Below are 25,704 nucleotides of genomic sequence, written 5' to 3'. Positions count from 1 at the left end.
CGATGGGCAAGAACATCGTCATCTGCTTCGACGGCACCGGCAATCAGATCCGTGCCGCGGGGAACACGAACGTCGTCCGCGGCTACGACATGCTTGTTCATGAGCTGACGGACTGCCAAATTTCCTACTACGACCCCGGCGTCGGCACCGACCCCGCCATCGGCACCTACGCACCGGTGAGCCAATTCGTTTCCCGCGTACTAGGTATCGCATTCGGGGTGGGCCTGCGCGCCAAGCTGGCCCAGGCCTACACGTATCTGATCGAACGATGGCAACCCGGAGACCGCATTTTCATCTTCGGATTCAGCCGTGGCGCCTTCTGCGCCAGAGGCCTTGCCGGACTTTTGAACTCGGTAGGGATGCTGCGGCCCGGTTCGGAGAACCTGGTGCCCTACGCAGTCAGCCTCTATTCGCAATCCTGCAAGCACTGGAACCCACAGCGTTGGGATGAGCTGCACTCCTTCGCGCGCACCCTGGCACGCCGCGAGGATGGCAAGGTCGCCATACCCGTTGCCTACCTGGGCCTGTGGGATACCGTCAGCGCCCCTGGCATCTTCAAACGCAGCATGCAATGGCCTTACGCCCCAAGTGTTCCCAATGCCCTGGCCGGGCGGCACGCGGTGTCCATCGACGAGAAACGCCGACCCTACCGTGAGTACCTCATCAAGCCCCTCGGCGATCAACGCCTGGTCGACGAGGCATGGTTCACCGGCATCCATTCCGACATCGGCGGCGACTACCCCGATGACGACAGGCTCTCCGATATCGCGCTCAAATGGATCATGGAAGGCGCCGCCGAGCACGGCCTGCTACTCAACACCGGGAAATACCAACGGTATTGCTCGGTCGAGCCCACTTACGCGATGGGCACGATCCACAAGATCGGCTGGCTTTGGGCGTTGCTGACGTTTCACCGTCGCCGCATCCCGGACGGCTCCTGGATCCACGCCAGCGTCACCGAACGCATGGCAGCCGACAAGGACTACCGGCCACGATTGCCGGAGCACACTACTGTCATCGACGCCCAATGGGCATCTCCGACAACAGATATCAGGTTGTAGCGGGTGGACTGACCTGCAGTCCGGCGAGAATCGTTTCGCGCGCCGTGTCAAAGCCGCTGACGGTGTCGTCCAATGCCTGCACGGACACACCGACCGTGAACATCTTGCTGCCGTTCTTGACCGCCACGATGGTGGTGGTCACCCGGTGCGACGGGACCGGGCCCAGCGCCATGTTGTAGGTCAAGGTGTTCGACGGGTAGCCGCAGATGGTGCTTGGAGCCTCGACCAAGTCGGTGACGCCAAACGCCTCCAACCCGCTGCGCTCGGCCGCGAAGGCGGCCTCTTCGTTGGAAGCCTTCCCGCTTAGGTTAGCGATTGCCACCGTGGCATTCGGGACGAACCCGTTGGACTCAAGATCCTTGCCCGCCAAGAAGATACGCACCACGCCGCTCTCGAACCGCTTGACCCTCTCCCACCCCTCAGGCTGCGGAACCTCCACCCGCGGCTCGAAGTCGTCGTCCAGCGGCACTTCCATGAGCGGCACCGTCACCGAGTTGCACTTCGGATTGGAGATCCGCTTGCCCTCTTCGCCGGGCGTGGCGATCGCGTCGCCGTCGATGATCGTTGAACACCCCGAGGCCAGCATCACCGTCGCGCATACCGCTGCCAGCATCGATCGAGTTGCCCGAATCACCGGCTCAGCCTAGCTGTCGGCACGGTGCTTCTGGCGCAGTTGCAACCGCTTCTAGGCAATGACCGATCCCCCTTACGTCCACACCAGTAGGCAACGTCTTGATCAGTCATAGATACGTCAAATGCGATTTAGGACTATCGCCTAAATTCGACGGGGTTACTCACCGCCGCCCGCAGGCGTCCAATCATTCCCGACGACATGTCGCCGGTGGCTCTCAGCCTTGCAAGATCATCGGCGGAGATCGGAACATCTCCATAAACAGCTATTAGCGTCTGTTTTTCTGCACCTCGAACAGTCGCAAAGACATAAGAGATGTCTTTGAGGAGTAATTCATCGTCTCCGACGAGCACCACCGTGCCCGACGGCTCACGTATTCCTCCTTGCTGCCAAATACGCACAGTTCCGGCGTTGTCGCCTTTCAGGTTCAAGACCGTTTCGACGTCAGCCACCGTCCATGGGGTACCGTGGGCTTCATCAGCAGGGTTCGTTGATTTGACAGTTCCCACAAAGATTGCGTCGGCATAACCAGCCAGCTTACGTAAGTCAGTAAGATCGGTCGGATAAGTTGGTGCAGTTCGAACCACTTTCGCGCGAACAGGTGGCTGCTCGCCCTCCCATATACTTTCTTCGGTTGTAGCTGTCGTTGCAGTGGTGGATGAATTGACTGACGGGCGATCACTGTCGCATGCAGCTAACGTCGCCACTCCGACCGCACATAGCAAAATAGAAGAAAACCGAACCGCAGTTGAATTGCTCAACAACACTCCTGGAAAACCAAAGTTTCTGTTCATTGACCGGGAATAATTCGATTTTGTCATTTCGTTCCCGTGCCTCTCTGCGCAGCTGGTCCGTTACGCGAAATCGATAGTACTACCGCGTCCCATACCCATGCCAGGAGGACAAGATGCGAGACGACGTAAAAGGCGAACAAGACCACCAAGACAGGAGTTTCTATTGCACCCAATACTCCAAAACTTGCTTCATCGGTCGACAGCCTCTTCAACAAGAAATATGAAAAGACGGATAAACTTCCCAAAACTAACGATGCAATTCCTACGCAGACGCGAACCCATACTCGATTGCCACTGGTTCGTCGCCACTGAATACGATGATACCGCGCCGGAAGCTCACCAGCGCCGGGCAGATTCCAAATCGTCAACAGATTCCACCACAATTTTTGATTCATCAAATTACGGTACCGTTTCCTGGTAGCAGCATTCACGCTTCGAACATAAGCGATCCAAAGTACCGTCAAAGACATACAGAACGCCGTAATCAATACATCCCCGAACACTCGCGCGGTCGTCACACAGTAAGAAACACTCAGGCGAGGCACAAACACCTCTCCAACTGCATCGAGATTCAATATCGATGGAACAATTACGATAGCCAGAAGGAGCGCGTAGCAGGCCACAACCGCTGTGTGCCTCCCCCTCATTTCTGTCATGTACCTCGCCCACCTATTCTGTCATGATTTTGCACGCCACCAATGCCGAAGAAATACCGGTAATTGATCCGAATAACTTCACAACAGCTTCGCCGCCATCGTGGTCTGACATGAATATCTTGACCAGCTTGAAAACTTCCTTAGCTTTGTCCATCCAACTCAGATTCTTGTTACTCATTGTATCACCGAACAGCTTCATAAATGCCTTGGTCGCGTCCACCATCTTCTGGGCGTCCTTCATTTTCTCGGAGCTCTTTAACATCTTTGTTAGCAACGCCCCAATTTTTAAGACCTTGAACATGGGAACTACCAATGTCCCAACCTCAAGCGCGCATTTCCCCCAGTCCGCGGCAAAATCCGCGGCCGATTTTGCGGCATCGACAACAGTATTCCCGATATCTTGACCTATGTCACAAGCAAACTGCACGTAGCCGCAACCATACTCGGGTCCATAACTGGCCGGACCAGTCTCGCAACCACTTTGGACATTCGCCAGCATGTCGCGGTCAGCTGCAGTTACATCAAGTGCACGGGTAGCCCCGCTGTGGTCCATGATCTGGCCATCGGCGGTATCCGGCAGTCCGAGTGCGTGGCCGATCTCGTGTGCAACGAAAGCAGCGTCTCCTGCTGGATTATTCGATAGCCGGGAGAGATTCAATTCAATTCTCGGAGCGGAGCCGTCGATCGAAGGCATATACATGCCAGCCCAAGGAATTGACTGGTCGGCGAAAGTAGTTACCGACACGGGAGTTCCATTCTGACCGGAGCCACTCGGCTGACCATTGCCGTCAGTCGAAATGTTAGCCATTCCCGTGTTTTTCCACATACCTGCCGCTTGCTGCACAAGATCTCTGACTTGTGGAGGAAGACTCTCTAACCCGAGCAGTTGCAAGTTGGCCGGAGTTGCAACACTGGTGTCACATTGCTTGTTCTGGTTGCCCTGCTGCTGATCCTGGTGGTTAGGTTGTTGCTGCTGACTGGGCTGCTGCCCCTGCTGAGGCTGTTGCCCCTGATTACCCTGCTGCGGCGCTTGGAAATCCGGATTGGCCTTGCCCGGGCCCTGCGTATACGGCGTTGCGGACTGGTAATCGGGAATCTGCGTGCCGTGCTGGGCCTGCTGGTCCTGGTTGCCTTGCCGCGGACTCTGCTGCCCCGAAGTTTGTTGCGGAGCCCCCTGCGTACCTGTGTTGTAAATCGACGCGCCGCCCTCTTGATTGAGAGGCGGCAAGTTACTTCCCGCACCGTAATCAGGCTGCTGCGGTGGCAACCCCGGGGGCTGGAACTGGCTTCCATCCATTCCGCCCGGCCCGGTCGGCCCCGGAGGACCCGTAGGCTCCGCCGTCGCACCGGGAATCCCGATAACACCAATTTCCGAAAGTGAGTTGGCATTCAGCTGCCAACCGGCCACTGCGACGGCACTGATGGCAACGACGGCCAACGTCCGGCGCAGACCAGCGGGCACACCGCGCTTCGGCAACTTCATCGGCGTCATCAGCTTCACCTCTCGACTGCTTAACTGCAGTAACGGTTGTTGTTCGACGGCAAGAATCTTGTGTTGGTGTTCGGAGCGACCGGCTGACATAGCCATCCGCCCAATAGGTTTTCCTTTGACCACGCCGAGTGACCGTTGGCCACACCCAGGCATGCGTCGTAATCAGGTCCTGTCTGCCCGAAGACGGCGGTGCACTGCACCGACATGTTCGCGAACGCCTGGTTGTTGCATACATCGACGGTTGTCTGAGAAGGAGTGACATCCAGGCACATCGCCTGCCGCTGGCAGGACGACAAGAATTCAGCGGATCGTCCATCGGCGGAACGGAACTCGTTGGGTCCGGATAGGCACCGATCGGCGTGCCGTTGGCTGTACAGAACCGGATCAACACCCGCAGGCCGGTACGCACCGCTCGGGTCGGAGACGTAATCGCCCGGCGCGCCGATGATTTGCGCAGCCTTCTGAGCCTCGGCCGGGCCACCACCTTCGGGCAGCCCCTCCCAATCGCTGGCGAGCTGTCCACTCGCTGCGGTCGACGACGCCCGATAGGCCAAAGTGATGGTCACCGGGAAGGCGAAGATGTCAGCCGGCCCGAGCTCCAATGCCAGGTTGGACTGCTGATACACGTAGTCACCGTGAATCACCGGGGTCACCTGCACCGGTGCACCTTTGGCGTCTCGCGCAACCGGCACCGACAACGTCGCGATCGGAACGGCAGGACGGCCCGGCGCCGCATCCGTCTCGACGAGCACCACGTTGGCGCCCTGTCGCACATGCGTACCTTCCGGGACTCTCAACCCGAACGTGAAGTTTTCAGGGGTAAAGATGGTGCGCCGCATGATGTTTATGTCGGCCCCGCCCCCAGCGAAGGGCGATATCCGGTAGTCCGTGTCGCGCGAGGTGAAGGTCGCTGACCCGCCGTCACCCCACTGCGCGGCCGACAAATCACGCTCCTGCGGCAAGTGCAGCACGACAGTCTTGCCGGCTATGGCCGTCGGAAGATGTGTGCCATCCGTGGGTGTGGGCGAGATCGTGGCATTGGAACGCTCGCGCCCGGCAGCCAGCGGTCGGCCGATTCCCGGTCCGAGGCCTAAGGGAGTGTTGGTCTTGACCTGGGCGCCGCCGATCGGCGCGATACGCGGCAAGTCATCGGGCTGCACCACCTGAGCCGGCAAGGGCTTCGGAGGTGGCGCGGGCGGCCCGTTGGGGTCGGCCATGGCCCGCGTCGGAGCACCAATCAAGATCGCCAGTGTATATATCAGCACAGCAGTGAGCGCGAAGAAACTGCCGGGTTTGCACGCCCGAAATCGCAGGCTCAAACATGAGCTACTAGCGGTCATTACCCCTTTGAGCCCTCTGTTAATCGCCGACTTCATCTCGCTCGCCCTCCCGTACCAACGGTCCGAGATAGAGAACTTATTATTAGCTCTCTATCTGCAATGTATTGATTCTCAGTTACCTTGCAAATCACCAGGCGGCCCTTGCCCAGACAGAATCGTCCGCCGTCAGCAGGACTACAGGTCCTTGGGTTCGCCATAGATGGTCTGGGTATCGTTGCCGTTCTCGGTGCGAATCCGGAACGTAGCGAATCACTGAATCTTCACCTGACCACCGCAACCGTCGGCCTCGACGTTCTGGTTACGCACCTGAGAGACGGCCTTCATGTTCCGGAAGTTGATGCGATCCATCGGCAGCTGGGCCAAGCCACCGGGCTTGAGCAGCACACGCATGTAGCCGCCGATGTGCTCCTGCGCTCCAAGTGAGCCTCCGCCGGAGACACCGCCGAAACCACCGCCACCGCCACCGCTCTGACTACCTTGTCCGTAGCCGCCGCCATACGCCTGACCATTGACCTGCTGGCTCAAGGTGAGGCCGAGGTCGCCGCCCAACTCCACCCCCGACGAGGAGTCGGTGCGGCAACCTACGAAGTACCCCGTTTCCAACTGCGCATCCTGCACCACGGCCGCACCTGCACCCGTGATCGTGGCTTCCGCACGGTACGAGACACGCGCCTGCCAAGAGTTGCTCGCGCCGGCGATGTTGTCGATGTGATCGATCACCTCATTGGTGAGCGTCAACCCGACGGTCCACCCATCATCGGTCACGAACTGCTGGTACTGGTCCGGCATTGCCTGCGGATCCGCGACCGCCCCCGACGCACCAACCAAGATCCCTGCCGCAATCATCGATGATGTTGCGAAACCAGCCACGCAGCTTCGACCAGCTATTTCTGGCAACTTCATGAAAACCAAACCCCTCTACCCGTAACCCCTCACGCCGCGGGCTCAAATGGACCGGGCGCCCGGTTGACATCATCCCCCGAGGCAATATCATTTATCGCGCTGTAGTGGAGGAATCCACAATCTGGCAATGACGGAGAATGTACGGGCGAGACCATCTCTTGTCAACACCGAGACCGTGTCGTCATAGATTGCTGTGGCCACGATCGCGAATCTTCTAGAGTGACCCCGAGTAGTACGAAGAGACGCCTCAGTGACTTCAGGAAACTAATTGAACTAGATACCGAACGACGTTTCAGCCAGCAATCGGCAACGGTCGGCCACAGTCGGGTCGCGTGGGCGCCCCGGATCTGCACCAAAGGTCGTCGCCACCGGCAACGAGGCAGAAATGACGGAAGCTTTGCAAGCCTGAAAGGTTGCTAGAAGGTGACGCCGAGACGTTTGCCTGCTAACTCGTACCTGTGGGTGCCGGCTTGGCCGGGTATAGAACATATGTTCTAATGAGTTCAACACCGGCCCGCTCACCGCGGGCGAAGATTCAGAAGGAGATCGCTGCACCGATGACTGTAGACACACTCGTAACTGAAGCCCCGTCCACCGACACCGATGCTCTTGACGTCGTGGTTCCTGACGCAGCGGCGACTGAGCGCTCTGCCGAGGAGCAGCCCCAAAAGGCTCCAGCCAAGAAGGCGGCCAGCAAGAAAGCCAAGACCGTCGAGCTGACTCTCACTGTCATCGGTACCGCCGATGGTGAATGGCGCGCGGAGCTAAAGCAGGGCGCCACTTTCCTGGCCCGAAACGTCACGGTCGCGGCCGCAGCAGTCTCCCGGGCAGCCAAGGAACTGCATGCGGACCTCTCCACCCCGATCGACGAAATCATCGAAGAGGCGCGCTCCCAGCAGGCCGCCAGGGTCGCCGCACTCGAAGCCGAACTAGAAGCTGCCCGCACGGCCCTCTCCAACCTGGACTGAGGGAGGCAACCAATCTTGTTGGGCGCCAAGGGTTTCGAACCCCCGACCGCACACCACGTAGCGCAGACTCCGCGTCGCCTATCAAAACGTTCGAATCACGATGCGCTGCTGCGGAATTTGATTTCACTCAGTGGACGTCGTGGTGCGCAGCAGGCGTGTGACAGGATTCGCCCATGAGTGCGTGGGAGGACTTGCAGCGGACCCCGATCGAAGAGGTTCGTCGCCGAGCGTCGATCATCGACCAGTGGAACGACATCGAGTCGGTTGACGTTCCGGGCGGCACGCGATATGCGTGGAACGACGGCGGCGGCCAGTCGTCGGGGTGGTTCTTCGCCGACGACGGCAAGGTCCTGCTGCTGACCTACGAGCACGAGAGCACGCTGAACTTCTACGACAGCGATTACGCCGGTCAGTCCGAAATCTTCCAGGGTTTGCCCGACGAGTTGGTGGCACTGGTCGCCAACCAGCCCGAGAACTACGAGTTCCTCAACCTGACCGAGACAGCCACCGGGAACACCCTCCCGCACGCCAGCGGTGTCTTCTGGTTTGATGGCACCATCTGGCATATCGCCGCGGGCCTGATCGCCTACTGCGAAAAGAACGGCATCAACCTGTTGACGGGCACCGGTTTTAGCCACGACGTCGGCTTCGACTACGCGGTGGGCGACTGTCTGTTCGGGAAGGTGTTCACCCCCGAGGCCGTAATCGCCGAGCAGGTCGCCAACGGCTGGTACGAAGAGGACGGCGAAAAAGAGGATGCGTTGACGCGTCTCCGCGCTGTTTTCGACGCCTACGGCCGCTGAGAGCTAGCTGTACTGTCCTCGGCGCGCTCCGATACCGAGGGCACTCGATCAGCCGCTCCCCCTTCTCGGCGTAGAGCTTCACCCGTGCACGGTCAGCTCAGCGAAATCCTTGGGTGCACGGTCGATGCGGTGCGGCTGCAGCGCTCGGTCGACGCCCAGCTTGTCGATGGACTCCTTGAGCACCTGAGCCATGGCGAGGTCCTCAAATATCAGTCAGGTCTGCTGTGCCTGGTGCCGGAAGTACACCCGGTGGACGGGCATCCCGTCCCGGCGTGCGGTGCTCCTGATCGAGGCCATCTCACCACGTTATTGGTGAAAGACATGTTGAAAATGCTGAACGGCGAAATTCATGCCGTCTGACCTGCATTTCTTGGTGGGCGCGGAGGGTTTCGAACCCCCGACCGCTGGTGTGTAAAACCAGAGCTCTACCACTGAGCTACACGCCCGGTTCACGTCGTCGCCGACGTGGGAATCAGCTCACGAATCTAGCGCGGCCAGCGCTTCTACCCAACCGCCCTGGTCACGGGCCTGCCCGGGATCCAGCATCTCGGCGAATCGGATGATTCCGTCGACGTCCACCACGAACGTGCCGCGGTTCGGATACCCGGCCTTCTCGTTAAGCACCCCATACGCCTCGGCGACAGCTCCGTGTGGCCAGAAGTCGGACAGGATCGGGAAGGTGAACCCGCTGTAGCTCGACCAAATCTTGTGGATGGGCCCGGCACTCACCGAGAGCGCAATGATCTGCACGTTGTCGTTCTCAAAGTCGCCGATGTGGTCGCGCACATGATCTAGCTCGCCCTGGCAGACCCCGGTGAATGCCAGCGGGAAGAACACCAGCAGCACAGCCTTCTTGCCGCGAAAGTCGCTCAGGCTGACGGGCTGGTTGTTTTGGTTACGAAGGGTGAAATCGGGTGCGACGGTGCCCACAGGCAGCATCAGCGTCTACCTCCACGAGACGACTTGGGCTGCACCAGGCGCGTCGCGCTCCAGTCCCCCAGGTTGACCGAGGAGGTCTGCACCAGACCCGCCGTCGGCGCCGATTCCGCGATCTCCGAGGGCTGCACATGACCGGGCTTGCCGGTCTTGGGCGTCAACACCCAGATCACGCCGTCCTCGGCCAATGGAGTGATGGCGTCCATCAACGCGTCGACCAGGTCGCCGTCGTCATCGCGCCACCACAACAGGACCACATCTACGACATCGTCGGAGTCCTCAACAAGGAGCTCCGAACCGCACGCGTCTTCGATGTCAGCCCGGATGTCATCATCCGTGTCCTCATCCCAGCCCAGCTCCTGCACGAGCTGGTTGCGCTGGATGCCCAACTTGCGGGCATAGTCCGAGGCGTCAGCCGCCGCGACCACCGTTCGGCCCCTCCTTAGTCAACAAGTGCGTACTCGCGCACGTGGGATGAATGTTCACATCGTCGCATGCCAATGGCAATCCCTGTCAGCCGCTATCTGCCTTTCGTCTGTAGGAGCGGTTCACAGAGCGTCCCCGCGTGCTCTCTCGCGTCGTTAAATGCGCGAACCACGGAGTTGAGACTGCTGCCGCTCAGCCGGTTGTCGAACGCACCTGCCAGCTTCTGGGACTGTTGAACGTACTGGCTCAGTGCGTCGCGTAGCTCGTCCGTCTGAGCCTGCGTCTTGACGGAGTCGATTTGTCCGGCGCTGGTGTTGAGCGCGTTGATCACGGGCCCCACCTTGTTCTCCGCCGCCGACCCGTAACCGCCCTCGTTGTTCATGATGGCGATCAAGTCATTACCCGCGTTGACGGCCGCGTTCGAGGTCATCGCGAACGTCTCGCACGCATCGGCCATCGCCTGCGCACGTGAGGTCTCCTGACGCTTGGACTCCTGCGACTTCGACGTCTCGATGGATTGTGAGACGTACGTGCGGTACTCCGACACCGACTCGCTGGGCGCCGAAGCCTGCCCGCCCGTGGTCACGGTGCAGCCCGCCAAGACCGCAGCTCCGATGGCCGCAAAGGCCATCACGAGCGCCGCGATTCGCATGTCATGACGGTACTCGCTGACACCGCTATAGGCCTGGTGACTGGAACAGACTCGCTAGTAGCAAGTGACTTGCGGCACGATGAGAGGTGCCCCGCACACGGGACTGTGATCTGCACCCCCCACCCCTCAAGGAGCAGAACGTTGACCACCGAGTTCGCCCGCCAGGATCTGGCCGGAAATTCAAGCGCACCAAGTCCATCCGAGAATCCAGGACGTGTCCGGGTGATCCGCGAAGGCGTCGCGTCGTATCTGCCCGATATCGACCCCGATGAGACGGGCGAGTGGCTCGAATCATTCGACGGCCTGCTGGCCCGGTCGGGTCCGGCACGAGCCCGGTACCTGATGCTGCGGCTGCTGGAGCGAGCGAATGCCGGCCGTGTCGCGATCCCCGCGCTGACGTCCACCGACTACGTCAACACCATCGCCACCGAGAACGAGCCGTGGTTCCCCGGCGACGAGGACACCGAGCGTCGTTTCCGCGCGTGGATCCGCTGGAACGCCGCGATCATGGTGCACCGCGCACAGCGGCCAGGGGTCGGTGTGGGTGGCCACATTTCGACGTACGCGTCCTCGGCGGCCCTCTACGAGGTCGGTTTCAACCACTTCTTCCGCGGCAGCGCCCACCCAGGCGGCGGCGATCAGGTGTTCATCCAGGGCCACGCCTCCCCCGGCATCTATGCCCGTGCCTTCCTCGAAGGCCGGCTGACCACCGATCAGCTCGACGGGTTCCGCCAGGAAAAGAGCCACCCCGGCGGCGGCCTGCCTTCCTACCCGCACCCGCGGCTCATGCCCGATTTCTGGCAGTTCCCAACGGTTTCCATGGGCCTGGGGCCGATGAACGCGATCATGCAGGCGCGGTTCAACCACTACCTGCGCGACCGCGGCATCAAGGACACCTCCGATCAGCGGGTGTGGGCATTCCTCGGCGACGGCGAGATGGACGAGCCCGAGTCGCGCGGCCTGGCACATATCGCCGCGACCGAGGGTCTGGACAACCTGACCTTCGTCGTCAACTGCAACCTGCAGCGTCTCGACGGCCCGGTACGCGGTAACGGCAAGATCATCCAGGAGCTGGAGTCCTTCTTCCGCGGCGCCGGCTGGAACGTCATCAAGGTGGTGTGGGGCCGCGAATGGGACGCCCTGTTGCATGCCGATCGTGACGGCGCTCTGGTGAACCTGATGAACACGACGCCCGACGGCGACTACCAGACCTACAAGGCCAATGACGGCGCGTACGTCCGCGAGCATTTCTTCGGGCGCGATCCGCGCACCAGGGAATTGGTGAAAAACCTTACCGACGACCAGGTCTGGAACCTCAAGCGCGGCGGCCACGACTACCGCAAGGTGTATGCCGCCTACCGGGCTGCCACCGAACACAAGGGCCAGCCCACAGTCATCCTGGCCAAGACCATCAAGGGCTACACCCTGGGCAAGCACTTCGAGGGCCGCAATGCCACGCACCAAATGAAGAAGCTGACGCTGCAGGACCTCAAGGACTTCCGTGATCGCGAGCGCATTCCGGTGTCGGATGCGCAGCTCGAAGAGAACCCCTACCTGCCGCCGTACTACCACCCCGGCCCGGAGGCGCGCGAGATCCGCTACATGCTGGACCGGCGCCGCTCCCTGGGCGGATTCCTGCCGTCGCGTCGCACCAAGTCACGCCCGCTGACGCTGCCGAGCTCAGAGACCTATGCCTCGGTGAAGAAGGGCTCAGGCAAGCAGGAAGTCGCCACCACCATGGCATTGGTGCGCACTTTCAAGGAACTGTTGCGCGACAAGAACATTGGCAACCGAATCGTTCCGATTATCCCCGACGAGGCGCGCACATTCGGCATGGACTCGTGGTTCCCGTCGCTGAAGATCTACAACCGCAACGGCCAGCTGTACACCTCGGTGGATGCCGAATTGATGCTGGCCTACAAAGAGAGTCAGCAAGGGCAAATTCTGCACGAGGGCATCAACGAGGCCGGATCCACCGCCACGTTCACCGCCGTGGGCACCGCGTACTCCACGCACGACGAGCCGATGATCCCGCTGTACATCTTCTATTCGATGTTCGGCTTCCAGCGCACCGGCGATGGCCTGTGGGCCGCCGCCGACCAGATGGCGCGCGGGTTCGTCCTAGGCGCTACGGCTGGCCGCACCACGCTGACGGGCGAAGGTCTGCAGCATGCCGACGGGCACTCGCTGCTGTTGGCGAGCACCAATCCCGCTGTGGTTGCTTATGACCCAGCCTTTGCGTACGAGATCGCGCACATCGTCGAGCACGGCCTGCAGCGCATGTACGGCGAGAACAGCGAGAACGTGTACTTCTACATCACGCTGTACAACGAGCCTTACGTGCAGCCGGCCGAGCCGGAAAACGTCGACGCCGAGGGCATCTTGCGCGGTATCTACAAGTTCCGGGCGGCTCCCGAGGCGCGCAAGCATCAGGCCCAGATCCTGGCGTCCGGGGTATCGCTGCCCGATGCGCTGCGCGCGGCGGACCTGCTGGCCGAGACGTGGGATGTGGCGGCCGATGTGTGGTCGGTGACGTCCTGGGGCGAGCTCAACCGCGAGGGCATCGCCATCGAGCAGCACGCGTTGCGTCATCCCGACCAGCCCAAGGCGACGCCGTTCGTCGCGAAGGCACTCGCCGGCGCGCCGGGGCCGAAGGTGGCGGTGTCGGACTGGATGCGGGCGGTACCCGAGCAGATCCGGCCGTGGGTGCCCGGGACCTACCGGACATTGGGTGCCGACGGTTTCGGCCTGTCCGACACCCGGCCCGCCGCACGTCGGCACTTCAACACCGACGCCGAATCGGTTGTCGTCGCGGTGCTCGAAGCGCTGGCCGACGACGGTGCCATCGACAGAGATGTGGTGATCAGGGCGGCCGCCCAGTACCGGATCGATGATGTGTTGGCCGCCGACGTCTCCTTCAAGGACACCGGCAGCGCCTAACCGGCTTCCTGCCAAGCAGGCACTTGTTGCACCCAAATCGCAGGTCGCGCGTGCAATAAGTGTCTGCTCACGCCAAAAAACAGGTGTAGTTTTTAGGGATGACCGACAACCCGGCCACCGCTCCTCGCGGGTTTCGCGCGGCCCGTCAGCCCCGCGAGAAGGCCGAGGTGCCCGAGGCACTCCTGCACCGGATCAAGCAGTACTCCGGACGGCTGTCTACCGAGGCCGTGCACGTCATGGAGGACCGGCTGCCGTTCTTCACCGACCTGGAGGCCTCGCAGCGCTCCAGCGTCGCCCTGGTGGTCCAGACGGCGATCAACAACTTCACCGAGTGGATACGCGACCCCGAGGGCACGGTCGGCTTCACCATGCAGGCCTTCGAGGTGGTGCCGCAGGACCTGGCCAAACGCATCGCGCTGCGCCACTCCGTCGACATGGTGCGCACCGCCATGGAGTTCTTCGAAGAAGTGCTGCCCCTGCTCGCCCGCAATGACGAACAGCTGGTGACGCTCACCGAGGGCATCCTGCGCTACAGCCGCGACCTGGCGTTCGGGGCCGCCAGCGCCTACGCGGAGGCCGCCGAAGCCCGCGGGGCCTGGGACTCACGGCTGGAGGCGACGGTGGTGGACGCGGTCGTGCGCGGCGACACCGGACCGGACATGCTGTCGCGGGCGGCGGCCCTGAACTGGGACACCACCGCGCCGGCGACGGTCGTCGTCGGCACCCCGAAGCCGGAAACCATCGCCACCGCAACAACATTGGTGCATGAGGTGGCTCAGCGCCACGGACGCGGAGCACTTGCCGTCATCCAGGGCACGAGGCTGCTCACCATCGTGTCGGGGTCGATCACCGGCCACGACAAGTTCCTGGCCGACCTCATCAAGGTCTTCTCCGATGGCCCGGTGGTGGTGGGCCCCACCGCGGGGACTCTCAGCGCATCACACACCAGTGCCGTCGAGGCGCTCTCGGCCATGGACGCGGTGTCGGGCTGGCGCGGTGCGCCGCGCCCGGTGTCATCCCGCGAGCTGCTGCCCGAACGAGCGCTCCTGGGCGACAAAACCGCCATCGCGGCGCTCAACACCGAAGTGATGCGTCCGCTCGCCGATGCCGGCCCCGCGCTCACCGAGACTCTCGATGCCTACTTAGATTCCGGGGGCGCCATCGAGGCGTGCGCGCGAGCACTGTTTGTTCACCCAAATACCGTGCGCTATCGGCTTAAGCGAATCACCGATTTCACCGGAAGAGACCCAACGTCCCCGCGTGATGCCTATGTGTTGCGAGTCGCGGCAACCGTCGGCAGACTTGCGAAGGACCATGCCGAGGTTTTCACTCCTGAGCCAGGAGTCACACCTGTCACAATTAATGTAATCAAGGCTTAAAAAGCCTACTGGCCGGTCACCTGCGAGGTTCCACATTGCGAGACGGTATAGATCGGGTCGCATCGGATGACTTTTTGTGAACACCCCACAAATACTTAAGACAATATTCATTTTCTCTTACACGGCGGAAACCCGCCTTCACAGTGTTCTCTTAAACATGTGATTGCGCTGCTTGCTCCCGGACAGGGATCTCAGACCCCCGGCATGCTGACACCGTGGCTAGAACTGCCCGGTGCCACCGACCAGGTTGAGCAGTGGTCGAAGGTCAGCGGACTGGATCTGGTGCGCTTGGGAACCACCGCCACCGCCGAGGAAATCACCGACACCGCCATCACCCAGCCGCTGGTCGTCGCGTTGACCCTGCTGGCCTACGACGAGCTGACCAAGCGCGGTCACCTCAACGCCAAGAACACTGTGGTCGCCGGACACTCCGTCGGCGAGATCGCCGCCTACGCCATCGCCGGGGTCATCTCCGCCGATGACGCCATCGCCCTGGCCGCCACCCGTGGCGCCGAAATGGCCAAGGCCTGCGCCCTGGACCCGACCGGCATGTCCGCGGTGCTGGGCGGCGACGAGGCTGAGGTCCTGGAGCGCCTGGAGGCCCTCGAATTGGTCCCCGCCAACCGCAACGCCGTCGGACAGATCGTCGCGGCCGGTCGCATCACGGCGCTGGAGAAGCTGGCCGAGGATCCCCCGGCCAAGGCCCGCGTCCGTCAGCTCGCCACCGCCGGCGCCTTCCACACCCACTTCATGGCCCCCGCGCAGGAGGCCTACGCCGCCGCGGCAGCCGCGATCGCACCGGCCGAACCGTGCACCACCCTGCTGTCCAACTTCGATGGCTTCCCCGTCGCCTCCGGCACCGACGCCATGGACAAGTTGATCAACCAGATGACCTCACCGGTGCGCTGGGATCTGTGCACCGAGTACTTCAAGACGGCCAACGACACCCCCGTCGCCTCGGCCGTGGTCGAGCTGCCGCCGTCGGGTGCGCTGGCCGGCATTGCCAAGCGCGAGATGCGTGGCGTAACGAACCACGCGCTGAAGACTCCTGAAGACCTCGACGCCCTGGCCGGGTTGTAAGCGGCCAATCTTTAGTACCCGGGCAACGGAGCCCGTTTTTTCACCCACAGAGTTCCGCCATCGGACTGCATCAGCAGTCCACAACACCGAAGGGAGCCACCGAGTGGCCACCGCAGAAGAAAAAGATCGCATCGTCGCCGGTCTCGCCGAGATCATCGAAGAGGTCACCGGTATCGAGCCCTCCGAGGTCACCCTCGAGAAGTCGTTCGTCGACGACCTGGACATCGACTCGCTGTCGATGGTTGAGATCGCCGTCCAGACCGAGGACAAGTACGGCGTGAAGATCCCCGACGAGGATCTGGCCGGACTGCGCACCGTTGGTGACGTCGTGAACTACATCGACAAGCTCGAGCAGGAAAACCCCGAGGCCGCAGCCAACATCCGCGCGCAGCTGGAGGGCTAGGACAAGTGACAACCCCTTCCACTGCAAACGGTGGCTTCCCCAATGTTGTTGTGACGGCTCTCGCCGCAACGACCTCTATCGCGCCTGACATCGAGGGCACGTGGAAGGGACTCATCGCCGGGGAAAGCGGCATCGAAGTTCTCGAGGACGAATTCGTCGAGAAGTTCGGTCTGCCCGTGTGGATCGGTGGGCACCTCAAGGAGCCCATCGATACCCACATGACCCGGCTGGAGCTTCGCCGGATGGCCTACGTGCAGCGCATGGCGCTGCTCGTAGGCCGTCAGGTGTGGCAGAACGCCGGCACGCCCGACGACATCGACAAGGACCGCCTCGCGGTCGTCATCGGTACCGGGCTCGGTGGCGGCGAGCGCATCGTCGAGACCTACGACACCATGAATGAACATGGCATTCGCAAGGTTTCGCCACTCGCCGTACAGATGTGTATGCCCAACGGCGCCGCCGCGGTCGTCGGCCTGGAGATCGGCGCCCGCGCGGGTGTCATCACCCCCGTGTCCGCATGTTCTTCCGGTTCCGAGGCCATCGCGCACGCCTGGCGCCAGATCGTCATGGGCGACGCCGACATGGTCGTCTGCGGTGGCGTCGAGGGCATGATCGAAGCCCTGCCTATCGCCGCGTTCTCCATGATGCGTGCCATGTCGACGCGAAATGATGAGCCGGAGAAGGCTTCTCGTCCGTTCGATAGAGACCGCGACGGATTCGTGTTCGGCGAGGCCGGTGCCCTCATGGTCATCGAGACCGAGGAACACGCCAAGGCTCGTGGCGCACAGATCATCGCCCGCGTGATGGGCGCCGGTATCACCTCCGACGCGTACCACATGGTGGCCCCGGGCCCCGACGGTGTTCGTGCCGGTGCGGCGATGACCCGCGCAATCCAGACAGCAGGCTTGTCCCCCAAGGACATTGACCACATCAACGCACACGGAACGGCCACCCCGATCGGAGATCTCGCCGAGGCCAACGCGATTCGCGTCGCCGGTGTGCAGCACGCCGCGGTGTACGCACCAAAGTCGGCGCTCGGTCACTCGATCGGTGCCGTCGGCGCCTTGGAGTCCGTGCTGACTGTGCTCGCTCTGCGTGACGGTGTTATCCCGCCGACTCTCAATCTTGACAACCTTGATCCCGAAATCGACCTGGATGTCGTTGCAGGAGAGCCGCGTCACGGGGAGTTTAAGTACGCAATCAATAACTCGTTTGGATTCGGTGGGCACAACGTCGCGCTTGCCTTCGGAAAGTACTGAAGCCAAGTTTTAGAACCAGAGAGGCTCAAGATGACGATCCTGGCTCCCGAGGCCATCGACGAATCGCTCGATCCGCGCGATCCGTTGCTGCGCCTGAACACCTTCTTTGATGACGGCAGCGTCGAGCTGCTGCACGAGCGTGACCGCTCGGGTGTCCTGGCCGCAGCGGGCACGGTCAACGGAGTCAGGACCGTCGCCTTCTGCACCGATGGCACCGTCATGGGCGGCGCCATGGGCATTGAGGGCTGCCGCCACATCGTCAACGCCTACGACACCGCCATCGAGGAGCAGAGCCCCATCGTGGGTATCTGGCACTCAGGCGGTGCTCGCCTAGCCGAAGGCGTCTCGGCGCTACACGCGGTCGGGCTGGTCTTCGAGGCCATGATCCGGGCGTCGGGTTACGTCCCGCAAATCTCGATCGTCGTCGGATTCGCCGCCGGCGGCGCGGCATACGGCCCCGCGCTCACCGACGTCATCATCATGGCGCCGGAAAGCCGCGTATTCGTCACCGGACCCGATGTGGTCCGCAGTGTCACCGGCGAGGACGTCGACATGGCCACCTTGGGTGGCCCCGAGGCGCACCACAAGAAGTCGGGTGTGTGCCACATCGTCGCCGATGACGAGCTGGATGCCTACGCCCGCGGCCGCAAGCTGGTCGGGTTCTTCTGCCAACAAGGCGTTTTCGATCGCAACCGCGCCGAGGCCGACCACACCGACCTGCGCGCGCTGCTCCCCGAGTCGGCCAAGCGCGCCTACGACGTGCACCCCATCGTCAACGCTCTGCTTGACGCCGAGGATCCGTTCGAGGAATTCCAGGGCAAGTGGGCACCCTCCATGGTCATCGGCCTGGGCCGGCTAGCCGGACGGTCCGTGGGCGTGCTGGCCAACAACCCGCTGCGGCTCGGTGGCTGCCTGAACTCCGAAAGCGCTGAGAAGGCAGCACGTTTCGTGCGTCTGTGCAACGCATTCGGCATTCCGCTGATTGTTCTCGTGGACGTGCCGGGCTATCTGCCCGGCGTGAGCCAGGAGTGGGGCGGCGTGGTGCGCCGCGGCGCCAAGCTGCTGCACGCGTTCGGTGAGGCCACCGTCCCCCGCGTCACGCTGGTGACCCGGAAGATCTATGGCGGCGCCTACATCGCCATGAACTCGCGCTCACTGGGCGCCACCAAGGTGTTCGCCTGGCCGGAGGCCGAGGTCGCCGTGATGGGCGCCAAGGCCGCCGTCGGCATCCTGCACAAGAAGCAGTTGGCCGCCGCCCCCGCCGAGGAGCGCGAGGCGCTGCACGAGGAGCTGGCCCTGGAGCATGAGCGGATCGCCGGTGGCGTGGATCGCGCCATCGAGATCGGCGTCGTCGACGAAGAGATCGAGCCCTCGCAGACTCGTGCGGTGCTCACCCGTGCGCTCGCCGAGGCCCCCTCGCGACGCGGTCGCCACAAGAACATTCCGCTGTAAACCCGTGGGTCGCACCGCCACCGTCACGGTCGACGGGCACCAGCTGGCGTATCGGCAGTTCGGATCCGGGGACCGGGTTGTGGTGCTGTCCCATGCCTTCCTCACCTCGCACTACCTGGAGCACGCCTGGGCTAAGGAGTTGGCCGAGCACGGTTTTCGGGTGATCTGCCTGGACGTGCTCGGCACCACCGTCGACGGGCACCCGCTGGAATCCGACCGCTACACCTCAGAGGCCTTGGGCCGTCAGCTCATTGGCGCGCTGGATGCTCTCGGCGTGGAGCGGGCGGTGCTCGGCGGCACCTCCATCGGCGCGAATATCTCTGTTGAGGCAGCCGCATTGGCGCCCGAGCGGGTGGCCGGTCTGCTGCTAGAGGGACCGTTCCTGGAGCGGGGCATCGGAGCCGCCGGATATCTGTGGTCGGCCGGGCTCACCCTGTTCACGCTCGGTCGGCCTCTGGTGTGGCTGGCCGGCGCGGTGGCCCGATCTTTCCCCGAGCCCGAAGAGCCCACCCTGGGCTTGCTCCGCGAATTTTTGACCGCCCCACCAACGCGGTCCGCTGCCTTTATGCGGGGGATGCTCGTGGGCCGGATGGCACCGCCGCGTGCAGTGCGCCGGGCCGTGAGCGCGCCGACGATGATCCTCTCGCTGTCAGCCGACCCGCTACATCCGGCTGCCGACGCACACAATCTGGCCGTCGATATCGATGGTGCGCAGGTGATTTCGGTTGGAACACTGGCCACCCTGCGGTTCTGGCCGCGCAAGGTGACACCGGCGATCGTGAGCTTCCTGGTGGAGACGTTCGGCATCGATGTCACTGCCCGTCAAGCCGATGCCTAGCCATGCCCATACTGTTAGAGTGACGTTTCATTCACATAATTGACAAGGGAGTCTGGGGCATGGCACTTCGGCGTAAGAAGGCACTCAAGTTACTTGTCGACGGTCAGCCGACCGCGACGCTCGTGACGACGAAGGTTGGCCCGAGCCTGTTCGAGCGGCTTTCGGTCCTTATTGCCAACATGATCCGCATCGGATTCCGTGCGGGCGGTGCGGGACTGGCAGCCACCGGTGTCGCACATTTCGTAGCCCCCCAGCCGTTCGAGTCCATCTCCAAGGTCGCCTTCCCGGAGGACACTCGCCGCTGGGTCTACCAGAACGGTTTCACTGAGTTGCTGCTCGGACTAGCGCTGACCTTCCGCCGGACACGTATCGCCGGCGCCCTCGGCAGCCTGGCCTACGCCGGCTTCTTGGCGAGCCGCCTCATCGGTAACGCCGGGAAGAGCTAGGGCCTACCGCCCGACTCGCTCAGCCGACTCCACGGAGCCAGGTGACCTCGGCGCCGTCGCCGCCGCTGCGGTACGGCTCCAGCGCGTCATCCCATGCGGTGCCCAGCATGGTGTCCAGCTCGGAAGTGATGCTGCCGGGATCGGCATCCATCAATCCGCGCAACCGCATCTCGCTGACCATGATGTCGCCGTTCGCGCTCGTGCTGCCGCTCCACATGCCGAGCTGCGGGACATGGCTGAACCGCTGACCGTCGACGCCCTCGCTGGCATCTTCGGTGACCTCAAAGCGCAGCACCGGCCACGAGCGCAATGCGTTGGCCAGGCGTGCACCGGTACCGACCGGGCCCACCCAGTTGGTGGCGGCACGCAGCTGCCCTGGCATGGCCGGTTGTGCCTGCCAACGCAGCTTCACCGTGTCGGCGGTGCGGCCGGACGTGATCGCCGACAGGGTCGACGATAAAGCCCACTCGACATGCGGGCATACCGCGGCCGGTGAGGCATGGACATAGACCACGCCGGTTGTCGAGTCGGCGAACTGAGGCGACGCGTGCATTCGTAGTGCTCCTTTGTCTTCGACGAGGACGTCTTCCCCAACGACTCGCGAAGCTTCTAGAGCGTGTTACTGAATTACACCTGTGTGCCTTGTGACACCATTGTGCCCCGTGATGCGCGTGTTGCGCCAGTCCTAAGACTGAATTTGAGGTAACGGCTTCCTGAGAGTTTGAGAGAACTCCTCACCTCTCCAGTGCGAGCAGACGCTTATTGCAGAGAAAACCCAGGAACCGCACACAACACGCGTCTGCTCAGCAAGAGAATCAGCCGAATTCGGCCAGCACGGCGTCGGACAGCTGCGGCCATAGTTGGTTCGCCCAGCCGTCGAAAGACCTGTCTGTCAGCACCACCAGCGCCAGATCGACCGTGGGATCCACCCAGAGGAAGGTGCCGGCCTGCCCAAAATGTCCATAGGTGGCGGGTGAGTTCTCGGCACCGGTCCAGTGTGGGATCTTGGTGCCCTTTATCTCGAAACCCAGACCCCAGTCATTGGGCCGCTGCACGCCGTAGCCCGGCAGCACCCCGTCCAATCCCGGGAAGACGACGTTCGTGGCACCTTGATGCGTCTCGGGGGTGACGAGACGCGGACGCAACAGGTCACCGGCGAAGGCCGCAAGATCCACGACGGTGGACGCGCCGCCATACCCAGCGGTGTCTGCCCCACCGGGCAGCACGGTGTCCCGCATACCCAGTGGCGCGAGCACGGCCTCACGCAGATACGTGCCGAACTCGATAGTGGCCCCGGCGGCCAGCGCATGGGCCACCACCGCGAAGCCGTAGTTCGAGTACACCCGGCGAGTACCCGGCTTGGCTATGACAACGTCAGAGAGCAGCGATAACCCGGAGGCGTGCGCGAGCAGGTGCTCGACGGTCGATCCGGGAGGTCCGGCGGGCGTCGAGAGCTCGATGGCGCCCTCCTCGAGAGCCACCAGTGCCGCCTTCGCAACCAGCGGTTTGGTGACCGACGCGAGGGCGAATTGATGTGTCACCGGCCCGGTTTGGGCCCTGATCCCCTCGGGTCCCACCACCGCAGCCGCGACGGTTGTTACTGGCCAGTCGGCGACGAGCTCGAAAGCGCCCATGCGTGGGACTGTAGCGTCATGCGCATGTCTCAAACTGTGCGCGGTGTGATCGCTCGGTCGGTGAAGGCTCCTGTGGAGTTGGTAGACATCGTGATCCCTGATCCAGGTCCCGGCGAGGTGGTCGTGAAGGTGCAGGCGTGCGGGGTGTGCCACACCGACTTGACCTACCGAGAGGGCGGCATCAACGACGAGTTCCCGTTCCTGCTGGGCCATGAGGCCGCCGGAGTCGTGGAGACCGTCGGCGACGGGGTAACCGCCGTAGAGCCAGGCGATTTCGTGATCCTGAACTGGCGTGCGGTGTGCGGGGTGTGCCGGGCCTGCAAGCGCGGACGGCCGCAGTACTGCTTCGACACGTTCAACGCCACCCAGAAGATGACGTTGACCGACGGCACCGAACTCACCCCAGCTTTGGGCATCGGCGCGTTCGCCGAGAAGACGCTCGTGCATGCCGGGCAGTGCACCAAGGTGGACCCGACCGCGGATCCTGCGGTGGTTGGCCTCCTGGGGTGCGGGGTGATGGCCGGTTTGGGTGCGGCCGTCAACACCGGCAACGTCGGACGCGACGACACGGTGGCCGTGATCGGCTGCGGCGGTGTCGGAGATGCCGCGATCGCCGGGGCCGCCCTGGTCGGCGCGCGCACCATCATCGCCATCGACACCGATGACACGAAACTGGCCTGGGCCAAGGACTTCGGCGCTACGCACACCATCAACGCGCGCAATGTCGAGGACGTCGTGGCCGCTGTACAGGAGCTCACCGACGAGGTCGGCGCCGACGTCGTCATCGACGCTGTCGGGCGCCCGGAAACCTGGAAACAGGCGTTCTACGCCCGCGACCTTGCCGGCACTGTGGTGCTGGTCGGCGTCCCCACCCCCGACATGAAGCTCGAGATGCCGTTGATCGACTTCTTCTCCCGGGGCGGATCCCTCAAGTCCGCCTGGTACGGCGACTGCCTACCCGAACGCGACTTCCCCACCCTGGTATCCCTTTACCAACAGGGCCGGCTGCCACTCGACCGTTTCGTCACCGAACGCATCACGATCGGCGATATCGAGGCCGCGTTCGAGAAAATGCATCACGGTAAGGTGCTGCGCTCAGTAGTCGTGTTGTAATGCGCCACGAGTGCTCTTAGCTTTGTAGAGGCTGTAGTCCGCTTGTCGGGCAAGCGATTCGACATCGACTTTTCTCTCCGTGGCGGATTGCCAGGCGGCGCCGACGCTAACGCTCCAGCTATCGATTCCCGGACGCGGAGTGCTCACCCGGCGGATGGTGCTGTCAATGTTCTCACCCCGCCCGGGGAACGCCACGACGAGAAACTCGTCACCGCCGATGCGGGCGGCGATCTCACCGATGCGCACATTCGCCCTGAGCATGTCCGCCACCGCCTTCAGAGTTGCGTCCCCGGCATCATGTCCGCGGGTGTCGTTGAGCTCCTTGAGTCGGTCGACATCCATCAGCACGACAACGATATCGACGGCATCAATGCGGTCGCGATGCATCAGCTCCATTGCGGTGGCCATGCCGCGACGATTCAACAAACCTGTGAGCGGATCCCTATCGGCGGCAACTGCGGCGGCCAATATTGAGTCTCTGCCTCCCTCGATCACCGCATGGGTGACGATCGGCATTAACACGACCGATGCGAGCGCGGGTGCACCATGCATGAACAGCTCCGACGGAGTCGTCGCACCGGAATTGAGGCTCAACGCCGCGAACACACCGACCACGACGGTGGCAAACACGCAGTGCACCACCAACACCGTCCTGCCCAGCAAGAATGCGATGAACAGACCCACCAAGCCCATGTAGACGGTTGCCCCGATCCTTGCGTCCGGATGGGAGAACGCGCTGGCTCCGATAGCGAGCGCCGCGTCTGCCCACACCACGAACGCGATCGCCGTGCGGCGGCTCGGCCACGGCAGTATTACCCAGCACAAACCGATGACAATGGCCGACACCGTGATTCCCCCATGAATCAGGCGCAGCCACATACCGCGTGGTCCTAGCGGGTCGAGTTGTGTCACCACACCCATGAGCACGAATGACACGCACATCACGCCGATGGCGATCCGCGCCCGTCCGAGTTGGCCGGTGTCCCGCAGAGCGCGCGTGATCTCTCGGTACTGGAATCCCGGCTCAGGCCGCTGCCGATTCTGCACACCAGAAGTATGGACCTTGCAATCACCCTGAGCGGGTGCCTTTCATATATGGGATCGCACGCCGATAGTGACGACCATGACCACCACACGTGCGCGCAAGGCGGCCATCATCGGTGCGGGGCAGACCGGTGCCACGGCCGCGCTGGGCCTGCTGGACAACGGCTTCGACGTCACCGTCTACAGTGACCGAGACCTGCGAAGTCTGCGCGAAGACGTGCCCGCCTCCGGCACCGCACTGATCTTTGGCCAAGCCCAACGCGCCGAGGCCAGCCTGGGGCTGACGAGCTATCTCGATGCGGGACCCGCGTCGACGGGACTAAGTGTCCGGTTGGTTGACGGCAGCCAGGATGCCCGGCCGGAATTCATCGCGTTCGACGCCCCGTTCGATGGCGGTACACAGGGCGTTGCGGTTGATACCCGACTCAAGGCCGATGACCGCCTCACCCAATTCCAGGAACGCGGTGGGCGTTTCGTGGTGGAGCAGGTGGACCCCGAACGGCTCGACTCGATCGCCGCCGCTCACGATCTGACCTTGGTGGCCACCGGCCGCGGCGGGCTGTCGTCGCTGTTCCCGGTGGATGCCTCCCGTACGGTGTACGACCGCCCGCAACGAAAGCTCCTGATGTTGACGGTCGCCGGGTTGGGCCATGGCCCAGAGGTTTTCGCGCACCGTGGCCCCGCCGGCGGGAGGCACAGCGCATTCAGTTTCATCACCGACCAGGGCGAGGCATGGTGGGGTCCTTATCTACACAAGGACGCCGGACCATCCTGGTCGTTCCTCACCTGGGCCAAACCCGGCAGCGACTGGGAACGGCGGTACGCGGGGGTTGACAGCGCCTCATCTGCCCTGCAGGCGGTCACCGAAGTGCACCGCGACTACCTCGACTGGGATCTGCCGGAAGTGTTGTCGCTCAACGTTATCGAAGAGGATCCACACTCGTGGATCACCGGAGCGGTCACCCAGCTGGTACGGCACGGGGTGGGACATACCGCGAGCGGGCACCCGGTCACCGCGCTCGGTGATACCGCGGTGGCGTATGACCCGATCGCCGGGCAGGGCGCGCAAGGCGGGCTGGTACAGGCGGCGGCACTGGTCCACAAGGCCGCCGAGCACGAAGGCCCATTTGACACCGCCTGGCTCACTGCGGCATTCGAGGAGTTCTACCACCGGCGGGCGCGCGCCGCACAGTTGGTAACCCGGCTCTATCTCGGCGATGACGAGCTGCACGACTACGGCGATCTGTTCTTCGCAGCGGGGCATGTGCACGAGGGATTCGCTTCCAAGTTGTTCAGCCTGCTCGATGATCCGAAGCCGTTTGAGAAAGTCACCTCGGTCGAATCAGCCAAGGAGCTCATCACCGAATGGGCCGGGGAACCTGCCGACGACATCCTGGCGCGGTTCTCCCCCGCCGGACGGTTCGTGCGCTCCGGGCTGGTGCGCGCGGCCTAGC

The 25,704-nt window shown here is 62.9% G+C and carries 23 protein-coding genes, 1 tRNA gene and 1 pseudogene; 13 read left to right on the top strand and 12 right to left on the bottom strand.

Going from position 1 to position 25,704, the window contains the following annotated elements; all coding sequences use genetic code 11:
- Positions 1-2 precede the first annotated feature (2 nt).
- Positions 3-1,061 carry a DUF2235 domain-containing protein gene (locus FZI91_RS12330; protein ID WP_155939282.1) on the top strand — a complete coding sequence of 353 codons (1,059 nt, stop codon included), beginning with the start codon at positions 3-5 and terminating at the stop codon, positions 1,059-1,061.
- Here the strand turns inward: FZI91_RS12330 and FZI91_RS12325 are convergent.
- The 5 genes and pseudogenes from FZI91_RS12325 to FZI91_RS12305 form a co-directional block, all read right to left on the bottom strand.
- Positions 1,051-1,647, bottom strand: a complete 597-nt coding sequence (locus FZI91_RS12325; protein ID WP_155939531.1) for an LpqN/LpqT family lipoprotein — start codon at positions 1,645-1,647, stop codon at positions 1,051-1,053. The two genes, FZI91_RS12330 and FZI91_RS12325, sit on opposite strands and share 11 nt — an antisense overlap.
- Positions 1,648-1,829: 182 nt before the next feature.
- Complete coding sequence (locus FZI91_RS12320; protein WP_166548251.1) at positions 1,830-2,486, bottom strand: hypothetical protein; 657 nt, start codon at positions 2,484-2,486, stop codon at positions 1,830-1,832.
- A 669-nt stretch (positions 2,487-3,155) separates the two neighbouring features.
- Positions 3,156-4,634: a hypothetical protein gene (locus FZI91_RS12315; RefSeq protein ID WP_239001637.1), complete on the bottom strand. Its 1,479-nt coding sequence runs from the start codon at positions 4,632-4,634 to the stop codon at positions 3,156-3,158.
- A 20-nt stretch (positions 4,635-4,654) separates the two neighbouring features.
- Positions 4,655-5,953 carry a hypothetical protein gene (locus FZI91_RS12310; protein ID WP_375234339.1) on the bottom strand — a complete coding sequence of 433 codons (1,299 nt, stop codon included), beginning with the start codon at positions 5,951-5,953 and terminating at the stop codon, positions 4,655-4,657.
- A 195-nt stretch (positions 5,954-6,148) separates the two neighbouring features.
- Positions 6,149-6,877: pseudogene (locus tag FZI91_RS12305) on the bottom strand (MspA family porin).
- 557 nt (positions 6,878-7,434) lie between these two features.
- Here FZI91_RS12305 and FZI91_RS12300 point away from each other — a divergent pair.
- Both FZI91_RS12300 and FZI91_RS12295 read left to right on the top strand, forming a co-directional pair.
- A complete protein-coding gene (locus FZI91_RS12300; protein WP_155939279.1) occupies positions 7,435-7,845 on the top strand; it encodes a DUF6319 family protein in 411 nt (136 codons plus the stop codon).
- A 173-nt stretch (positions 7,846-8,018) separates the two neighbouring features.
- A complete protein-coding gene (locus FZI91_RS12295) occupies positions 8,019-8,648 on the top strand; it encodes a hypothetical protein (RefSeq protein ID WP_155939278.1) in 630 nt (209 codons plus the stop codon).
- Between the two features lie 371 nt (positions 8,649-9,019).
- On the opposite strand, the gene FZI91_RS12290 is transcribed toward FZI91_RS12295, so the two are convergent.
- From FZI91_RS12290 to FZI91_RS12275, 4 genes are all read right to left on the bottom strand, one after another.
- Positions 9,020-9,094, bottom strand: a tRNA-Val gene (locus tag FZI91_RS12290).
- A 31-nt stretch (positions 9,095-9,125) separates the two neighbouring features.
- Positions 9,126-9,587, bottom strand: a complete 462-nt coding sequence (locus tag FZI91_RS12285; protein ID WP_155939277.1) for a peroxiredoxin — start codon at positions 9,585-9,587, stop codon at positions 9,126-9,128.
- Positions 9,587-10,012: a DUF3052 domain-containing protein gene (locus tag FZI91_RS12280; protein ID WP_162525585.1), complete on the bottom strand. Its 426-nt coding sequence runs from the start codon at positions 10,010-10,012 to the stop codon at positions 9,587-9,589. The genes FZI91_RS12285 and FZI91_RS12280 overlap by 1 nt, the downstream gene beginning before the upstream one ends.
- A 92-nt stretch (positions 10,013-10,104) precedes the next feature.
- A complete protein-coding gene (locus FZI91_RS12275; protein ID WP_155939276.1) occupies positions 10,105-10,662 on the bottom strand; it encodes a hypothetical protein in 558 nt (185 codons plus the stop codon).
- A 141-nt stretch (positions 10,663-10,803) separates the two neighbouring features.
- Between FZI91_RS12275 and aceE the strand changes: the two genes are divergently transcribed.
- The 8 genes from aceE to FZI91_RS12235 all read left to right on the top strand — a co-directional run bounded on the left by aceE (position 10,804) and on the right by FZI91_RS12235 (position 20,459).
- Positions 10,804-13,602 (top strand): pyruvate dehydrogenase (acetyl-transferring), homodimeric type, encoded by a 2,799-nt coding sequence (gene aceE / locus FZI91_RS12270; protein WP_155939275.1) that lies wholly within the window; start codon positions 10,804-10,806, stop codon positions 13,600-13,602.
- A gap of 98 nt (positions 13,603-13,700) precedes the next feature.
- Complete coding sequence (locus FZI91_RS12265; protein ID WP_155939274.1) at positions 13,701-14,981, top strand: CdaR family transcriptional regulator; 1,281 nt, start codon at positions 13,701-13,703, stop codon at positions 14,979-14,981.
- Between the two features lie 159 nt (positions 14,982-15,140).
- The gene (locus tag FZI91_RS12260; RefSeq protein ID WP_162525586.1) at positions 15,141-16,061 is read left to right on the top strand and encodes an ACP S-malonyltransferase; all 921 of its coding nucleotides are present in this window, start codon (positions 15,141-15,143) and stop codon (positions 16,059-16,061) included.
- 103 nt (positions 16,062-16,164) lie between these two features.
- Complete coding sequence (acpM, locus tag FZI91_RS12255) at positions 16,165-16,464, top strand: meromycolate extension acyl carrier protein AcpM (RefSeq protein ID WP_162525587.1); 300 nt, start codon at positions 16,165-16,167, stop codon at positions 16,462-16,464.
- A gap of 5 nt (positions 16,465-16,469) precedes the next feature.
- On the top strand, positions 16,470-17,723 hold the full coding sequence (gene kasA, locus FZI91_RS12250; RefSeq protein ID WP_162525588.1) for a 3-oxoacyl-ACP synthase KasA: 1,254 nt from the start codon (positions 16,470-16,472) through the stop codon (positions 17,721-17,723).
- Positions 17,724-17,753: 30 nt separating this feature from the next.
- Positions 17,754-19,175, top strand: a complete 1,422-nt coding sequence (locus FZI91_RS12245; RefSeq protein ID WP_155939273.1) for an acyl-CoA carboxylase subunit beta — start codon at positions 17,754-17,756, stop codon at positions 19,173-19,175.
- A 4-nt stretch (positions 19,176-19,179) separates the two neighbouring features.
- Positions 19,180-20,013 carry an alpha/beta fold hydrolase gene (locus FZI91_RS12240; protein ID WP_162525589.1) on the top strand — a complete coding sequence of 278 codons (834 nt, stop codon included), beginning with the start codon at positions 19,180-19,182 and terminating at the stop codon, positions 20,011-20,013.
- Between the two features lie 59 nt (positions 20,014-20,072).
- Positions 20,073-20,459, top strand: a complete 387-nt coding sequence (locus FZI91_RS12235; protein WP_155939272.1) for a hypothetical protein — start codon at positions 20,073-20,075, stop codon at positions 20,457-20,459.
- Positions 20,460-20,478: 19 nt separating this feature from the next.
- Here FZI91_RS12235 and FZI91_RS12230 read toward each other — a convergent pair whose 3' ends face one another.
- Together FZI91_RS12230 and FZI91_RS12225 are read right to left on the bottom strand one after the other, a co-directional pair.
- The gene (locus FZI91_RS12230) at positions 20,479-21,012 is read right to left on the bottom strand and encodes a DUF3145 domain-containing protein (RefSeq protein WP_155939271.1); all 534 of its coding nucleotides are present in this window, start codon (positions 21,010-21,012) and stop codon (positions 20,479-20,481) included.
- 262 nt (positions 21,013-21,274) lie between these two features.
- Positions 21,275-22,093, bottom strand: a complete 819-nt coding sequence (locus tag FZI91_RS12225) for a serine hydrolase (protein WP_155939270.1) — start codon at positions 22,091-22,093, stop codon at positions 21,275-21,277.
- A gap of 24 nt (positions 22,094-22,117) precedes the next feature.
- Here FZI91_RS12225 and FZI91_RS12220 point away from each other — a divergent pair, with 24 nt between their 5' ends.
- Positions 22,118-23,206: an S-(hydroxymethyl)mycothiol dehydrogenase gene (locus tag FZI91_RS12220; RefSeq protein WP_155939269.1), complete on the top strand. Its 1,089-nt coding sequence runs from the start codon at positions 22,118-22,120 to the stop codon at positions 23,204-23,206.
- On the opposite strand, the gene FZI91_RS12215 is transcribed toward FZI91_RS12220, so the two are convergent.
- On the bottom strand, positions 23,189-24,253 hold the full coding sequence (locus tag FZI91_RS12215; RefSeq protein ID WP_309224053.1) for a GGDEF domain-containing protein: 1,065 nt from the start codon (positions 24,251-24,253) through the stop codon (positions 23,189-23,191). The genes FZI91_RS12220 and FZI91_RS12215 overlap by 18 nt on opposite strands.
- A 76-nt stretch (positions 24,254-24,329) precedes the next feature.
- On the opposite strand from FZI91_RS12215, the gene FZI91_RS12210 reads away from it, so the two are divergent.
- Entirely contained in the window at positions 24,330-25,703 is a 1,374-nt protein-coding gene (locus FZI91_RS12210) for a styrene monooxygenase/indole monooxygenase family protein (RefSeq protein WP_155939268.1), read from the top strand.
- Position 25,704 lies beyond the last annotated feature (1 nt).

It is taken from the genome of Mycobacteroides sp. CBMA 271 (genome assembly GCF_009729205.1).
Lineage (GTDB): Bacteria > Actinomycetota > Actinomycetes > Mycobacteriales > Mycobacteriaceae > Mycobacterium.
Note: the sequence above shows the minus strand (reverse complement) of the source record. Positions and strands in the feature narration are given on the sequence as shown.

Excerpts from the sequence above, each read along its gene's own strand:
- FZI91_RS12330 (WP_155939282.1), top strand. The coding sequence starts at position 3 with ATGGGCAAGAACATCGTCATCTGCTTCGACGGCACCGGCAATCAGATC.
- FZI91_RS12325 (WP_155939531.1), bottom strand. The coding sequence starts at position 1,647 with ATGCTGGCCTCGGGGTGTTCAACGATCATCGACGGCGACGCGATCGCC.
- FZI91_RS12320 (WP_166548251.1), bottom strand. The coding sequence starts at position 2,486 with ATGAACAGAAACTTTGGTTTTCCAGGAGTGTTGTTGAGCAATTCAACT.
- FZI91_RS12315 (WP_239001637.1), bottom strand. The coding sequence starts at position 4,634 with ATGACGCCGATGAAGTTGCCGAAGCGCGGTGTGCCCGCTGGTCTGCGC.
- FZI91_RS12300 (WP_155939279.1), top strand. The coding sequence starts at position 7,435 with ATGACTGTAGACACACTCGTAACTGAAGCCCCGTCCACCGACACCGAT.
- FZI91_RS12295 (WP_155939278.1), top strand. The coding sequence starts at position 8,019 with ATGAGTGCGTGGGAGGACTTGCAGCGGACCCCGATCGAAGAGGTTCGT.
- FZI91_RS12285 (WP_155939277.1), bottom strand. The coding sequence starts at position 9,587 with ATGCTGCCTGTGGGCACCGTCGCACCCGATTTCACCCTTCGTAACCAA.
- FZI91_RS12275 (WP_155939276.1), bottom strand. The coding sequence starts at position 10,662 with ATGCGAATCGCGGCGCTCGTGATGGCCTTTGCGGCCATCGGAGCTGCG.
- FZI91_RS12265 (WP_155939274.1), top strand. The coding sequence starts at position 13,701 with ATGACCGACAACCCGGCCACCGCTCCTCGCGGGTTTCGCGCGGCCCGT.
- FZI91_RS12245 (WP_155939273.1), top strand. The coding sequence starts at position 17,754 with ATGACGATCCTGGCTCCCGAGGCCATCGACGAATCGCTCGATCCGCGC.
- FZI91_RS12235 (WP_155939272.1), top strand. The coding sequence starts at position 20,073 with ATGGCACTTCGGCGTAAGAAGGCACTCAAGTTACTTGTCGACGGTCAG.
- FZI91_RS12230 (WP_155939271.1), bottom strand. The coding sequence starts at position 21,012 with ATGCACGCGTCGCCTCAGTTCGCCGACTCGACAACCGGCGTGGTCTAT.
- FZI91_RS12225 (WP_155939270.1), bottom strand. The coding sequence starts at position 22,093 with ATGGGCGCTTTCGAGCTCGTCGCCGACTGGCCAGTAACAACCGTCGCG.
- FZI91_RS12220 (WP_155939269.1), top strand. The coding sequence starts at position 22,118 with ATGTCTCAAACTGTGCGCGGTGTGATCGCTCGGTCGGTGAAGGCTCCT.
- FZI91_RS12210 (WP_155939268.1), top strand. The coding sequence starts at position 24,330 with ATGACCACCACACGTGCGCGCAAGGCGGCCATCATCGGTGCGGGGCAG.